This window comes from Shewanella sp. FDAARGOS_354, assembly GCF_002209245.2.
In the GTDB taxonomy this organism is placed as follows: Bacteria; Pseudomonadota; Gammaproteobacteria; order Enterobacterales; family Shewanellaceae; genus Shewanella; species Shewanella xiamenensis.
Genome location: NZ_CP022089.2, coordinates 43,944 through 57,455 on the forward strand (window position 1 = coordinate 43,944; position 13,512 = coordinate 57,455).

The 13,512-nt window shown below is 47.8% G+C and carries 12 protein-coding genes; all 12 read left to right on the forward strand.

Annotated elements, in window-relative coordinates; translation table 11 throughout:
- The first annotated feature begins 99 nt into the window (after positions 1–99).
- Positions 100–1,533, forward strand: coding sequence for a sigma-54 dependent transcriptional regulator (locus CEQ32_RS00230; RefSeq protein ID WP_047539521.1), 1,434 nt, complete (start codon positions 100–102; stop codon positions 1,531–1,533).
- Positions 1,534–1,641: 108 nt separating this feature from the next.
- On the forward strand, positions 1,642–2,724 hold the full coding sequence (locus CEQ32_RS00235) for a sensor histidine kinase (protein ID WP_088585291.1): 1,083 nt from the start codon (positions 1,642–1,644) through the stop codon (positions 2,722–2,724).
- Positions 2,717–4,057 carry a sigma-54-dependent transcriptional regulator gene (locus tag CEQ32_RS00240; protein WP_088585292.1) on the forward strand — a complete coding sequence of 447 codons (1,341 nt, stop codon included), beginning with the start codon at positions 2,717–2,719 and terminating at the stop codon, positions 4,055–4,057. The genes CEQ32_RS00235 and CEQ32_RS00240 overlap by 8 nt, the downstream gene beginning before the upstream one ends.
- Before the next feature lie 178 nt (positions 4,058–4,235).
- The gene (gene fliE, locus CEQ32_RS00245; protein ID WP_088585293.1) at positions 4,236–4,574 is read left to right on the forward strand and encodes a flagellar hook-basal body complex protein FliE; all 339 of its coding nucleotides are present in this window, start codon (positions 4,236–4,238) and stop codon (positions 4,572–4,574) included.
- 44 nt (positions 4,575–4,618) lie between these two features.
- The gene (gene fliF / locus CEQ32_RS00250) at positions 4,619–6,304 is read left to right on the forward strand and encodes a flagellar basal-body MS-ring/collar protein FliF (protein ID WP_181382174.1); all 1,686 of its coding nucleotides are present in this window, start codon (positions 4,619–4,621) and stop codon (positions 6,302–6,304) included.
- A complete protein-coding gene (fliG, locus tag CEQ32_RS00255) occupies positions 6,297–7,343 on the forward strand; it encodes a flagellar motor switch protein FliG (RefSeq protein WP_011716417.1) in 1,047 nt (348 codons plus the stop codon). Before fliF ends, fliG begins: the two co-directional genes overlap by 8 nt.
- Entirely contained in the window at positions 7,330–8,292 is a 963-nt protein-coding gene (gene fliH / locus CEQ32_RS00260) for a flagellar assembly protein FliH (RefSeq protein ID WP_011716418.1), read from the forward strand. The genes fliG and fliH overlap by 14 nt, the downstream gene beginning before the upstream one ends.
- Complete coding sequence (gene fliI / locus CEQ32_RS00265) at positions 8,261–9,598, forward strand: flagellar protein export ATPase FliI (RefSeq protein WP_088585295.1); 1,338 nt, start codon at positions 8,261–8,263, stop codon at positions 9,596–9,598. The genes fliH and fliI overlap by 32 nt, the downstream gene beginning before the upstream one ends.
- A gap of 11 nt (positions 9,599–9,609) precedes the next feature.
- The gene (fliJ, locus tag CEQ32_RS00270; protein ID WP_047539527.1) at positions 9,610–10,053 is read left to right on the forward strand and encodes a flagellar export protein FliJ; all 444 of its coding nucleotides are present in this window, start codon (positions 9,610–9,612) and stop codon (positions 10,051–10,053) included.
- Positions 10,054–10,203: 150 nt separating this feature from the next.
- Entirely contained in the window at positions 10,204–11,829 is a 1,626-nt protein-coding gene (locus CEQ32_RS00275) for a flagellar hook-length control protein FliK (protein ID WP_088585296.1), read from the forward strand.
- Between the two features lie 83 nt (positions 11,830–11,912).
- A complete protein-coding gene (gene fliL, locus CEQ32_RS00280) occupies positions 11,913–12,434 on the forward strand; it encodes a flagellar basal body-associated protein FliL (protein WP_037420354.1) in 522 nt (173 codons plus the stop codon).
- Positions 12,435–12,474: 40 nt separating this feature from the next.
- A complete protein-coding gene (gene fliM, locus CEQ32_RS00285; protein ID WP_037420356.1) occupies positions 12,475–13,506 on the forward strand; it encodes a flagellar motor switch protein FliM in 1,032 nt (343 codons plus the stop codon).
- The last annotated feature ends 6 nt before the right edge of the window (positions 13,507–13,512 follow it).

The window sequence follows — 13,512 nt, forward strand, 5'->3', positions numbered from 1 at the left end:
GGCACAGATTGTTACATTGAATTTGTTAAGCTTTTACAGCAACTAATCATAAATAATTAATGCGAATTGATACCTAATTAGCGCTTTACGGCCTACTGAATGATGCAAACAGATCAACGAATTTTACTTGTCGGAACCCCATCAGAGCGCTTAAGTCGCCTGTGTTGCATTTTTGAATTTTTGGGTGAGCAGATTGAAATCGTCGCCATCGAAAAGTTAAGTCTTTGTCTGCAAGATACCCGGTTCCGCGCTTTAGTGGTCACTGCTGATAACATGCCAGCTGATGCTCTCAAGTCACTTGCGAGTCAGTACCCATGGCAACCCATTTTGTTATTTGGCAATGTAGATGATCTGCAAGTGTCGAATGTACTGGGTCACATTGAAGAGCCATTAAACTACCCACAACTAACCGAACTCCTGCATTTTTGTCAGGTTTATGGGCAAGTCAAACGTCCACAAGTCCCAACCAGTGCAAATCAAACCAAACTGTTTCGTAGCTTAGTGGGTCGTAGTGAAGGCATTGCCAATGTGCGTCACTTGATTAGCCAAGTCGCCACCTCTGATGCCACTGTATTAGTCCTGGGTCAGTCGGGGACGGGTAAGGAAGTGGTTGCTCGGAACATTCATTATTTATCTGAGCGCCGAGATGGTCCTTTTATTCCGGTTAACTGTGGCGCGATTCCGCCTGAGTTATTGGAGAGTGAATTATTTGGCCATGAAAAGGGCTCTTTTACTGGGGCAATTAGTTCTCGTAAGGGCCGTTTCGAACTTGCCGAAGGTGGCACGCTGTTCCTCGATGAAATTGGCGACATGCCTTTGCAAATGCAGGTAAAATTGCTGCGCGTGTTGCAAGAACGTGTCTTTGAGCGTGTTGGGGGAACTAAAACGATTAATGCTGATGTACGTGTCGTAGCGGCAACCCATAGGGATCTTGAAACTATGATCAGCAGCAATGAGTTCCGTGAAGATCTTTATTACCGCCTTAACGTCTTCCCGATCGAAATGCCAGCATTAAGTGAGCGTAAGGATGATGTTCCTTTACTGCTGCAAGAGTTAGTGAGTCGTGTCTATAACGAGGGGCGTGGCAAAGTTCGTTTTACTCAGCGTGCTATTGAATCGTTAAAAGAACATGCTTGGTCAGGTAACGTCCGGGAGTTATCTAACCTTGTTGAACGCCTAACGATTTTATATCCAGGCGGTTTAGTTGATGTGAACGACTTGCCGATAAAGTATCGTCATATTGATGTGCCTGAGTATAGTGTCGAACTCAGTGAAGAGCAGCAAGAACGTGATGCGCTCGCTTCGATTTTCACCAGCGAAGAGCCAGTAGAAATTCCTGAAACGCGTTTCCCCAGTGAGTTACCACCTGAAGGCGTTAACCTCAAGGATCTGCTGGCTGAGCTTGAAATCGATATGATTCGTCAGGCGTTAGAGCTGCAGGATAACGTCGTTGCGCGTGCTGCAGAAATGCTCGGTATTCGCCGTACTACCTTGGTTGAGAAAATGCGTAAGTACGGAATGACGAAAGAATAGTCATTTTGATGTTATTTATCTTATTGTTTTATCTATCTAAATTCATTTCTTAATTTGGCATAGAATCTGCAAGCACTCCGTCATAAGCAATTTTTTGACGGAGTGACTATGTCTGCTCATCCACTAGCGCAAATTGAAACATTCAAGCACACTAGCAAACAATGGAACCAACTGCGTGAGGCCGCCAATATGTCCAATCGGATGGAGCATATTTTACAGGCTATGCCCTCTGGCGTGGTGATTTTGAACGGTGATGGTATTGTCACTGATGCAAACCCCGTTGCCGTCGAATTGCTGGAGCAGTCGTTATGCGGCGCCCGCTGGATTGATGTGATCCATACGGCGTTTGCGCCACAGGACGATGATGGCCATGAAGTCTCATTACGCAATGGCCGCCGAGTCAAATTTGCGATTACCCCATTAACGCCGGAACCTGGCCAATTAATTGTGCTGACGGATCTGACCGAAACTCGTCTACTGCAAAAGAATCTTTCCCATCTGCAGCGCCTGTCAGCCCTCGGCAAAATGGTCGCGACGCTGGCGCATCAGGTGCGGACTCCACTGTCGGCTGCACTGCTCTATGCTGCTAATCTGGCCAGTCCCAAATTATCGGAATCTGCTAAGGCAAAATTTCAGCAGAAATTAGTGGATAGACTCAATGAGCTTGAACGCCAAGTGAACGATATGCTGCTGATGGCCAAAGGACGTCAAGATGAGCTGGGCGAACTGATTAATCTTAATGATGTTATCGAGAATGTTGTTGCTAACTGTGAACCAATAGTTGCTAAGCATGGCGCTGAACTGGCGGTAACCAATATTTCTAATAGCTTAATGCTGGCGAATGTGAATGCGCTCAGTTCAGCCGTGAATAATCTGGTGATGAATAGCCTTGAAGCTGGGGCAACGCAGATCCAAATCGTCGCCAATGATATCGGCGAGCAGTTAGTCCTCAATGTGGTCGACAATGGCAAAGGGCTGGATGCCAAGATGCAACAAAAAGTGTTGGAGCCGTTCTTTACTACCAAAGCGCAAGGAACGGGTCTAGGCTTAGCCGTTGTGCAGTCTGTGGTGCGCAATCATGGCGGCCAAATCCAATTGAGTTGTATGCCCAATAAAGGTTGTACCGTGTCGCTAACCTTCCCGCAGGCGAAATCGGCTGCAGTATTTCCGCTGGAGAAACCCTATGTCTGAAGCCAAATTACTCTTAGTCGAAGACGATGCGTCCCTGCGTGAGGCTTTGCTCGATACCTTAATGTTGGCGCAATACGACTGCATCGATGTGGCCTCCGGCGAGGAAGCCATTATCGCATTGAAGCAACATCAGTTTGACTTAGTGATCAGCGATGTGCAGATGCAGGGCATTGGCGGCTTAGGCTTATTAAATTACTTACAGCAGCATCACCCCAAGCTGCCGGTGTTGCTGATGACGGCATATGCCACCATTGGTAGTGCTGTCAGTGCAATTAAATTGGGCGCCGTGGATTATTTGGCTAAACCCTTTGCTCCAGAGGTGTTGCTCAATCAAGTTTCCCGCTATTTACCACTCAAACAAAATAGCGATCAACCCGTCGTGGCGGATGAAAAGAGCATTGCATTACTATCCTTAGCACAGCGGGTTGCAGCTTCTGATGCTTCGGTGATGATCCTCGGGCCAAGCGGCTCGGGTAAAGAAGTATTAGCCCGTTATATTCATCAACATAGTAGCCGTGCCGAAGAGGCGTTTGTGGCCATCAATTGTGCGGCCATCCCCGAGAATATGCTCGAGGCGACCTTATTCGGTTATGAAAAGGGCGCTTTTACTGGGGCTTATCAGGCATGTCCTGGTAAGTTTGAGCAGGCGCAGGGCGGCACCTTATTACTCGATGAAATATCTGAAATGGATTTGGGACTTCAGGCTAAACTGCTGCGTGTGCTGCAAGAGCGAGAAGTGGAGCGTTTAGGCGGTCGCAAAACCATTAAGTTAGATGTTCGGGTGCTTGCCACTTCGAATCGGGATTTAAAGGCCGTGGTTGCCGCAGGGCAATTCCGGGAAGATCTCTATTATCGCATTAACGTGTTTCCACTGACCTGGCCTGCACTGAATCAACGTCCTGCTGATATTTTGCCCTTAGCTCGGCATTTACTCGCTAAACACGCAAAGGCGCTAAATGTGCTTGATTTACCAGAGTTTGATGAAGCTGCTTGTCGTCGTTTACTCAGTCACCGCTGGCCGGGTAATGTGCGGGAGTTGGATAACGTTGTCCAACGCGCGTTAATTTTACGTGCTGGGGCTGTGATTAGTGCCAACGATATTATTATCGATGCCCAAGATGTGCCTCTGTCATCCGATGACGCCGAATACGCCAACGAGCCGGAAGGTTTAGGTGAAGAGTTAAAAGCGCAGGAGCATGTGATCATTCTCGAAACCTTAGCGCAATGCCAAGGTAGTCGTAAGCTGGTTGCCGAAAAACTTGGGATCAGTGCGCGCACCTTAAGATACAAGATGGCCAGAATGCGCGATATGGGGATTCAATTGCCCAACTAAGTTGTGTTTTGTACCTTGTCTAAAGCCATTGCCACTGGGGTCACCCTTTGGTGATTTCATATTTGACGACTCCCTCAATTCTTTTTAGCACGGCTAAGTGAAAACTTGGCCGTGCTTTTGCATATCCTGTTTATCTAGAGAGTTTAATCGTCAATAACTCGACGATGGGGAGCACGACATGCAAATTGGCGCGAATTCATTACTGCAAGAAATGCAGTCACTTCAAGGTGAGATCAAACCCTCATTTGGGATTTCACCCAATAATATTGTGCAGCAAGTGAATAACACCAGCGGTGCTGACTTTGGGCAACTTCTCTCTCAAGCCATTGGTAATGTTAGCGGTTTGCAGTCAACCTCATCGAATCTCGTGACTAGGCTAGAAATGGGTGACACGACAGTGAGCCTTTCTGATACTGTTATCGCCCGCGAAAAGGCCAGTGTTGCCTTTGAAGCCACAGTCCAAGTGCGCAATAAGCTCGTTGAAGCTTATAAAGAAATAATGAGCATGCCTGTTTAGGCCTTGAATAACGCAATTAGCAGGTACGAATCGTGAGCACAGAAATGATTGTCGGATCAAACGCCGGCGCAGTGGACCAAGGGGTCCAACAGGAAAATAAATCCGGCGTGCTGGGGAGTCTCGGTGGCGTCGATATGATGCGTCAAATCACCATGATTTTAGCCCTCGCCATTTGTTTGGCGTTAGCCGTGTTCGTCATGATCTGGGCACAGGAACCTGAGTACCGTCCATTGGGTAAAATGGAAACTCAAGAAATGGTGCAAGTGCTCGACGTGCTTGATAAAAATAAGATCAAGTATCAAATCGATGTTGACGTCGTGAAGGTACCCGAGGACAAATACCAAGAAGTTAAAATGATGCTGAGCCGTGCGGGTATTGATAGTGCCGCCGCCTCAAACAAAGACTTTCTCACCCAAGACAGTGGTTTTGGTGTGAGCCAAAGAATGGAGCAGGCTCGCCTCAAGCATAGCCAAGAGGAAAACCTCGCCCGCGCAATTGAACAACTGCAAAGTGTTAGCCGCGCTAAAGTGATTTTAGCGTTACCTAAGGAAAACGTGTTTGCCCGCAATACCGCGCAACCAAGTGCGACCGTTGTGATTAACACTCGTCGTGGCGGTTTAGGCCAAGGAGAGGTCGATGCGATTGTGGATATCGTCGCTTCTGCCGTTCAGGGCCTAGAGCCATCTCGCGTTACCGTCACAGATTCTAACGGCCGTTTACTGAACTCTGGCAGCCAAGATGGCATCTCTGCCAGGGCGCGCCGCGAGCTTGAGTTGGTTCAACAAAAAGAAGCCGAATACCGAACCAAGATTGATTCGATTCTCTCGCCCATCCTTGGCCCAGATAATTTCACCTCCCAAGTGGATGTGAGCATGGATTTCACCGCGGTTGAGCAAACCGCTAAACGTTTTAACCCTGACTTACCGTCGCTGCGTAGCGAAATGACTGTTGAGAATAATTCGACAGGCGGTTCAACTGGCGGTATTCCTGGCGCGTTGTCGAACCAACCTCCGATGGAGTCAAATATTCCTCAGGATGCGACCAAGGCGACAGAAAGCGTGACGGCAGGTAACTCGCACCGCGAAGCGACCCGTAATTTTGAGTTAGATACCACCATCAGCCATACCCGTCAGCAAATTGGCGTAGTGCGCCGCGTCAGTGTGTCAGTAGCCGTGGACTTTAAACCGGGCGCTGCGGGTGAAAATGGTCAAGTGGCGCGCGTTGCCCGCACTGAGCAAGAGCTCACCAATATCCGCCGTTTACTGGAAGGCGCGGTAGGCTTTAGCGCGCAGCGTGGTGATGTTTTAGAGGTGGTCACTGTTCCCTTTATGGATCAATTGGTTGAAGATGTACCTGCGCCTGAGCTTTGGGAACAGCCTTGGTTCTGGCGTGCCGTTAAGTTAGGTATCGGTGCCTTAGTTATCTTAGTGCTGATCCTTGCTGTGGTGCGCCCAATGCTGAAACGCTTAATCTACCCAGACAGTGTGAACATGCCTGAAGATTCAAGATTGGGTAATGAGCTGGCCGAGATTGAGGATCAATACGCTGCCGACACCTTAGGGATGCTCAATACCAAAGAAGCAGAGTATAGTTATGCCGACGATGGCTCAATTCTTATCCCTAATCTGCATAAAGATGATGATATGATTAAAGCTATCCGTGCGCTTGTGGCCAATGAGCCCGAGCTTTCAACCCAAGTCGTGAAAAACTGGTTACAAGACAATGGCTGAGAATAAATCAAAAGACGCCGCTGAAACCTCAAGTTTCAATATTAAGGATCTCAGTGGCATCGAAAAAACGGCGATTTTACTGTTAAGTTTGAGTGAAGCCGATGCCGCCTCTATTTTAAAGCACTTAGAACCTAAACAAGTGCAAAAGGTCGGTATGGCGATGGCGGCCATGGAAGACTTTGGGCAGGAAAAAGTCATCGGAGTGCATAAGCTGTTTCTCGATGATATTCAAAAGTATTCTTCTATTGGCTTTAACAGCGAAGAGTTCGTCCGTAAGGCGTTAACCGCGGCTCTAGGTGAAGACAAAGCCGGTAATTTGATTGAACAAATTATCATGGGCAGCGGCGCCAAAGGTTTGGACTCGCTTAAATGGATGGATGCGCGCCAAGTCGCGACTATCATCCAAAACGAACATCCACAGATCCAAACCATTGTTTTATCGTATTTAGAGCCAGATCAAGCGGCGGAAATTTTCGGCCAGTTCCCAGAGAATACCCGCTTAGACTTAATGATGCGTATTGCTAACCTTGAAGAAGTGCAACCTGCGGCATTGCAGGAATTAAACGACATCATGGAGAAACAATTCGCCGGTCAAGGCGGCGCGCAAGCAGCGAAGATGGGCGGCCTAAAGGCGGCGGCCAACATTATGAACTACCTCGATACGGGTGTCGAAAGTCAGTTGATGGAAACCATGCGCGAAACCGATGAGGAAATGGCGCAGCAAATCCAAGACTTAATGTTCGTATTCGAAAACCTGATCGATGTGGACGACCGTGGTATCCAAACCTTGCTGCGTGAAGTGCAGCAGGATGTATTGATGAAGGCGCTGAAAGGCGCAGATGATCAGCTCAAAGACAAAATATTGGGCAATATGTCGAAACGGGCTGCCGAATTGCTGCGTGACGATTTAGAGGCCATGGGCCCAATCCGGATCAGCGAAGTGGAAATCGCCCAAAAAGAAATTCTGTCAATTGCGCGTCGATTAAGTGACAGCGGTGAAATCATGTTAGGCGGCGGTGGCGGCGATGAGTTCCTCTAATCGGAGTGACAATAGCGACAATAAATTGTCCCATCGGGTGGTGAGCGACTCGGAGATCGAGTTCAGCCATTGGCAATTACCCGATGTGACCCAAACCGAAGAGGTGAGTATTTCAAACCTCTTTGGTTATTCGCCGCAGCAAGCGCCGAAGGCGGTGGCCGCCGAAACCATTGCGCCACCCACCATGGCGGAAATTGAAGATATTCGCGCTCAAGCCGAAGAAGAAGGTTTTAACGAAGGTAAGACGCAAGGTTATGCCGAAGGACTGGAGCAGGGCAGACTCGAAGGTTTAGAGCAAGGCCATACCGAGGGCCTAGCCCAAGGTCATGAGCAAGGGCTTGAGGCTGGGCTTGCTGAAGCCAAGGCATTAGTCAGCCGCTTCGAAGGACTGTTAAGCCAATTTGAAAAGCCATTGCAATTACTCGATGGCGATATTGAACATTCCTTAATGACACTCACTATGGCGCTGGCCAAATCTGTGATTGGTCATGAACTTAAAACTCATCCAGAACAAATCCTGTCGGCGCTACGTTTAGGGGTCGAATCTCTGCCAATCAAGGAGCAAAGCGTCAGTATTCGCATGCATCCCGATGATGTTGCCTTGGTGGAGCAGCTATATTCCAGTACCCAATTGAACCGTAATCAGTGGCAGTTAGAGGCCGATCCCAGCTTAAATTCTGGGGATTGTATTATCAGCAGCCAACGCTCGCTGGTGGACTTAACCCTGTCCTCGCGCATCGATGCGGTGTTTGAGTCCTTACGTAATCAACAGTCCCATTTGAGTCACCAGCAGCAACAGCGCCAAGCGGTTCTCGATGAGGAAAACGCTGCAAAACGGGGATCGAGTTCAGAGCTAGGTGACGAGGCGCAGAGCACCGAGTCCCTGAGTACAGAGTCGCAAGCTGATGGAGAGCAAGATGCAAAATCGCCGCCATCAACTGCTGAATAAATTGAATCATTGCATCGACAAAGTCCCGCCATTTCGAGCCGTCGCCAGTGGTCAACTTGTGCGCGTGGTAGGTTTAACCTTAGAGGCGAGTGGTTGCCGTGCGCCCGTGGGCAGCCTGTGCTCTATCGAAACCATGGCTGGAGAGTTGATTGCCGAAGTCGTCGGTTTTGACGATGAACTGCTGTACCTTATGCCGATTGAGGAATTACGCGGCGTGTTACCCGGCGCCCGTGTCGTCCCCCTCGGTGAGCAAGCGGGGCTGAGTGTGGGCTTATCCCTATTGGGACGCGTGCTCGATGGTAATGGTGTGCCGTTAGACGGTCTTGGCGCGTTATCGACCGAACAGCAGGCGCCAAGGCACAGTAACGCCATCAACCCACTTTCTCGCCGTGCGATTACCGAACCACTCGATGTGGGTGTGCGCGCCATCAATGCCATGCTCACCGTTGGTAAGGGCCAACGTATGGGCCTATTTGCAGGCTCGGGTGTGGGTAAGAGTGTGCTGTTAGGGATGATGACACGGGGCACGACAGCTGACATCATTGTGGTGGGACTCGTCGGGGAGCGTGGCCGCGAAGTTAAAGAATTTATTGAAGAAATCCTCGGTGAAAAGGGCAGAGCACGCTCTGTTGTGGTGGCGGCGCCCGCCGATACCTCACCCTTGATGCGCCTTCGCGCCTGTGAAACTTCGACTCGTATCGCTGAGTATTTTCGTGATTTAGGCTATAACGTATTGTTATTAATGGATAGTCTGACTCGTTACGCCCAAGCGCAGCGTGAGATTGCTCTGGCCGTAGGTGAACCGCCGGCAACTAAAGGTTATCCGCCTTCGGTATTTGCTAAATTGCCACGCTTGGTTGAGCGGGCGGGTAATGGTGGGCCTGGACAAGGTTCTATCACCGCATTTTATACTGTGCTGACCGAGGGCGACGATCAACAGGATCCGATTGCCGATGCTTCTCGGGCGATCCTCGATGGACATATTGTGCTTTCACGCTCGCTGGCGGATTCTGGGCATTATCCCGCAATCGATATTGAGGCTTCGATCAGCCGTGTGGCCCCAATGGTGATTTCGAGCGAGCACTTAGAAGCCATGCGCCGCGTCAAGCAGACTTATTCCCTCTACCAACAGAATAAGGATCTGATTTCGATTGGTGCCTATGCCCAAGGCAGCGATCCGCGAATCGATAACGCTATACGCCTGCAACCTGCGATGAATGCCTTTTTACGGCAGACCATGCGTGATGCCTTTAGTTTTGCCGATAGCCAAGTCATGCTTGGGCAACTCGCGGCACAATGTAAATAATCGAGACTGTTATGGCGAATGCCGATCCCCTCTTACTTGTGTTGAAATTAGCCCTCGATGCAGAGGAGCAGGCCGCACTGCTGCTAAAGTCGGCGCAACTAGAGTGTCAAAAGCGCCAAAATCAGTTGGATGCACTCAACAATTATCGCTTGGACTATATGAAGCAGATGCAGTCCCAGCAGGGGCAGGCGATTAGTGCGAGTCATTACCACCAATTCCATCGTTTTATTCGGCAAATCGATGAGGCTATTGCTCAGCAAAATCGTGTTGTAGCCGATGGTGAAAAGCAGAAACACTACCGTCAGCAGCACTGGCTAGAAAAACAAAAAAAACGTAAGGCTGTGGAACTACTTTTAGAAAATAAAGAGAAAAAGCGCCAAGTCATTGAGCTCAAAAAAGAGCAAAAAATGACGGATGAATTTGCTTCGCAGCAATTTTTCCGTCGTAAGAAGTAATTAACCAATCCGACAGTCAATAATACTCGAATTTTTAATATCCATTTGTTGGCATTTTATTTGCTTGATTTATGCCAGATATAGCCAAAGCCGTATAAATTGACGTTTGCCCACGCTCTTTTTCCTCTGGGCGGATGTTTAGGAGCTTTTATGCAACAAATGAACAATATCCTATTAGTATCTAATGCGAAAAATAGTGCTGGCTCAAGTAAAATGTTGGGGCAAGATGCTAATAGTGAAGACTTTTCTGCCGCTTTGGCTTCAGTGACATCTATTAGCTCATCCTCGACTAACACCAATGTTTCTCCAGATGTTTCTGCCAAATCGGCAAAACAGAAAACAGATATTGATGATACTAGTGCAGATGATGAAGCTGATATTAGCTTGATTTTTGCTCAAATAGGCATGGCAAACGAGATGAAAAAAGCGGCCGCTCCGAGCGACTCTTTGCCGCTTGAAGCTCAATTAACGACAGAAGATGCCGCTAGTATCTTAGCGCCTGCAACAGAGGATGGCGCTTTACCAACGGAAGAGACTATCAAGCCAACTTTTTTAGATGAGCTAGCGAAATTTGCTCAGTCAAATGAAGTTACCTTAACGAATGATACATTAGATGCACAAGTTTTAGAGCAAACGGGTACATTTGTTTTTCAACAAGAACGAGCATCTGCACTTCCAGAAGATATTATAAATAAACAAAATCAGTCAATTAATACAGTAGGTTTGATTGCAACGGCGAATACTGAAACTGTGGATAAGACTGGCGCTTCGACCGATGATACGCTTATAGATGATGCATCAATGCTTGCAGAGATGCGAACTGAAAAATGGGTTAAACCGCCAGAAACCCCCATTTTACCGATTGAAGGGGAATCTATCTCTGAAGCTAACAAGTTAGAGACGAAAGAGGCTGAACTAAGCAATAAGTCGATAAATCTGTCGCTCCCATCAACAGATAAAACGACTGCGCCAACGGTTGGACAGTCACCGTCAGTCAATACAGCTAATGTGTCAGTTACCGATGCTGATGCCGTGATATTAAACTCTACGACTAAAGAGCTTAATGCCTTAGGTGCGGTTTCGGTTGAGCCTAATGCTATTGACGACAATCCTTCACGCGCCGAAATTTCGGCAGGATTATTGTTAAAAGATGCCAAGTTAGCCGTCACACTGGATTCGCGGCAAGAAAACGCCTTATCTTCGCTCGATACTGGCCATGAAGAATCTGTTACAGAATTTAAGCCTGTTGATTTTAAAGCGGTATCGATACAACACTCTTTAGCTAACCAGCAAATTCAACGCCAAGAGATACCACAGGTTCATCTTTCCTTACGTCAAGGCGTTGAAAACCAAAATCAGATGCAGGAAATGATCCAGCGCTTTTCTCCTGTGATGAAACAGCAGCTTGTTACTATGGTTAGCCAAGGTATTCAACAGGCGGAAATTCGCCTAGATCCACCCGAACTTGGACACATGATAGTGAAAATACAAGTTCATGGTGAGCAGACGCAAGTACAATTCCATGTTGCTCAGGCGCAGACCCGCGATGTGGTTGAGCAAGCGATTCCTCGTTTACGTGAATTATTACAAGAACAAGGCATGCAACTCGCTGACAGTCACGTCTCTCAAGGTGACCAAGGACAACGCCGTGAGGGAGGATTTGCAGACAGTGGCGGTTCAAGTGGTGGAAATGTGGATGATTTCTCGGCAGAAGAACTCGATTTAGGTTTAAATCAAGCAACTAGTTTAAATTCGGGTATAGATTATTACGCTTAAGCAGGTAACCTATAGTAACAAAGTGGATTATAAACTGAGCCTTAATCCCATTCCCAAATTTAGCCTATTAAAGAGAACAGAAAATGGCCAAGGAAGAATCACTAGAACTTGAAAGTACTGAAGCACCAAAAAGTAAAAAGAAGCTATTTATTTTTATCGGTGTGGGTGTCTTTGTTGCGCTATTAATTGGTGGCGCGCTTTGGTTTTTCCTTGGAAGTAGTGAAGAGGCTCCTGTCGAGGCCGAAGGTGCTAAAACCGAAACGGCAGCGCCGGCTGCTGAGCCGGCATTGGCAGCTTATGTGCCGATGCCTCGCCCATTTTTATTTAACCTTCCAGGACCGGATCGCGCTCGGCTTGTCGAAATCAAAGTGCAACTTATGGTCAGAGGTCAAGATGATGATGTGTTGACCCAAAAGCACATTCCATTGATTGAAGATGCGCTGCTAACCACTTTTAGTGGTGCCGATGTGCAAAAGCTAAGTACACAGGCGGGTAAAGATGAATTACGACAATTAGCCCTGTTGAGCGTACAAAACACGTTGCAATCTGTAACGGGACGTAAAGTGGTTGAAAAAGTGCTCTTTACTGGTTTTGTCATGCAATAACCTTTCATCTTCAGCACCTTAAAGAGGCGAAGACAATACTGTGAGTGATTTATTAAGCCAAGACGAAATTGATGCGCTCTTACACGGGGTCGATGATGTCGAAGAGGATGATGAGCTTGATGCCGCTGGGCAGGAGGCTCGTTCCTACGATTTTTCTTCCCAAGATCGGATTGTGCGTGGTCGTATGCCCACGCTCGAAATTGTTAATGAGCGTTTTGCCCGTCACCTGCGGATCAGCATGTTTAACATGATGCGTCGCGCGGCCGAAGTGTCGATCAACGGCGTGCAAATGCTCAAGTTTGGTGAGTACGTACATACCCTATTCGTCCCAACCAGTCTGAACATGGTACGTTTCCACCCCCTAAAAGGTACTGCGCTGATTACCATGGAAGCGCGACTGGTATTTATTTTGGTGGATAACTTTTTTGGTGGTGATGGCCGTTTCCACGCCAAGATTGAAGGGCGGGAATTTACCCCCACTGAACGGCGTATTGTGCAGTTATTACTTAAAATTATCTTTGAAGATTATAAAGATGCTTGGGCACCCGTGATGGATGTGGAGTTTGATTATTTAGACTCCGAAGTTAACCCAGCGATGGCTAACATTGTCAGTCCAACTGAAGTTGTTGTCATTAACTCCTTCCATATCGAAGTGGATGGTGGTGGCGGTGATTTCCACATCACGATGCCATATTCGATGATTGAGCCAATCCGCGAATTACTCGATGCGGGCGTACAGAGTGATAAACAAGATACCGATATGCGTTGGTCGCAGGCGCTGCATGACGAGATTATGGACGTTAAAGTAGGCTTTGATGCCACCGTGGTTGAGCACGAACTCACACTCAAAGATGTAATGAACTTTAAGGCTGGGGATATTATCCCTATTGAATTACCAGAGTACATTATGATGAGAATTGAGGACTTACCGACTTACCGCTGTAAAATGGGACGTTCACGAGATAATCTAGCACTTAAAATTTACGAAAAAATCCCTCGTCCTGAGACGGTCAAATCCGAATTACAATTAGTGACGCGTAAAGGCAAAGCTAGAGACATATCAGAATTATAAAGGTGG

Excerpts from the sequence above, each read along its gene's own strand:
- CEQ32_RS00240 (WP_088585292.1), top strand. The coding sequence starts at position 2,717 with ATGTCTGAAGCCAAATTACTCTTAGTCGAAGACGATGCGTCCCTGCGT.
- fliI (WP_088585295.1), top strand. The coding sequence starts at position 8,261 with ATGCAAAATCGCCGCCATCAACTGCTGAATAAATTGAATCATTGCATC.
- fliH (WP_011716418.1), top strand. The coding sequence starts at position 7,330 with ATGAGTTCCTCTAATCGGAGTGACAATAGCGACAATAAATTGTCCCAT.
- CEQ32_RS00235 (WP_088585291.1), top strand. The coding sequence starts at position 1,642 with ATGTCTGCTCATCCACTAGCGCAAATTGAAACATTCAAGCACACTAGC.
- fliF (WP_181382174.1), top strand. The coding sequence starts at position 4,619 with ATGATTGTCGGATCAAACGCCGGCGCAGTGGACCAAGGGGTCCAACAG.
- fliJ (WP_047539527.1), top strand. The coding sequence starts at position 9,610 with ATGGCGAATGCCGATCCCCTCTTACTTGTGTTGAAATTAGCCCTCGAT.
- fliG (WP_011716417.1), top strand. The coding sequence starts at position 6,297 with ATGGCTGAGAATAAATCAAAAGACGCCGCTGAAACCTCAAGTTTCAAT.
- fliL (WP_037420354.1), top strand. The coding sequence starts at position 11,913 with ATGGCCAAGGAAGAATCACTAGAACTTGAAAGTACTGAAGCACCAAAA.
- CEQ32_RS00275 (WP_088585296.1), top strand. The coding sequence starts at position 10,204 with ATGCAACAAATGAACAATATCCTATTAGTATCTAATGCGAAAAATAGT.
- fliE (WP_088585293.1), top strand. The coding sequence starts at position 4,236 with ATGCAAATTGGCGCGAATTCATTACTGCAAGAAATGCAGTCACTTCAA.
- CEQ32_RS00230 (WP_047539521.1), top strand. The coding sequence starts at position 100 with ATGATGCAAACAGATCAACGAATTTTACTTGTCGGAACCCCATCAGAG.